We start from the raw sequence: 586 nt of genomic DNA, 5'->3' as shown, positions 1-586 counted from the left end.
CCTGTGGATATACTGGCAAAACGTCATCCTTCTCTGCTAAAGGGGGATTATCCTGCAGGTGTTATCTGGCAACAGGCAAAAGATTATTGTCAGTGGTTAGGTAAAAAATCCGGTAAAAAAATTGATTTGCCGACAGAGGCACAATGGGAGTTTGCAGCAAGATCCAGAGGTCAGTATCTTCCGTTTGCTACTAACAATGGTGAGATTTCACCAGGAAAAAATGTCCCCAGCCAGGATGAACTGAATAAATACACTGATGGGATGGGGCTTCCCATTTATCCAGTAGGTAAATACCCATCAAATCCCTTAGGCCTGTATGATATGGGACTGAGTGGTTCAGAATGGACCAATGACTGGTATGCAGCAGATTATTACTCCAACTCTCCGGTAAAGAATCCTCAGGGACCAGAGCAAGGGACCGAGAAAGTGTTGCGTGGGAATGTTGGCGGCGACAGACAGTACGCATTGACTATGTTTAGACAATCTGCTTCACCACTCCCAGAAGAAGTTGATGGTGACTATGAAAAATATGGTGTTGGTCCGCAGTATGTATTTCGTTGTGTCGTTAATAAATAATGTGTGATGC

At 44.2% G+C, this 586-nt stretch carries 1 protein-coding gene; it reads left to right on the top strand.

The genetic code is table 11. The annotated features are described in order from the left end of the window. On the top strand, positions 1–576 hold a 576-nt coding region (locus tag CWM58_RS27925), incomplete at its 5' end, for a formylglycine-generating enzyme family protein (protein WP_165785866.1). Positions 577–586 lie beyond the last annotated feature (10 nt).

The organism is Klebsiella sp. H-Nf2 (genome assembly GCF_002806645.1).
Lineage (GTDB): Bacteria > Pseudomonadota > Gammaproteobacteria > Enterobacterales > Enterobacteriaceae > Klebsiella > Klebsiella variicola.
The sequence above is the reverse complement of the archived record's forward strand: the minus strand, read 5'-3'. Positions and strand labels throughout refer to the sequence as shown.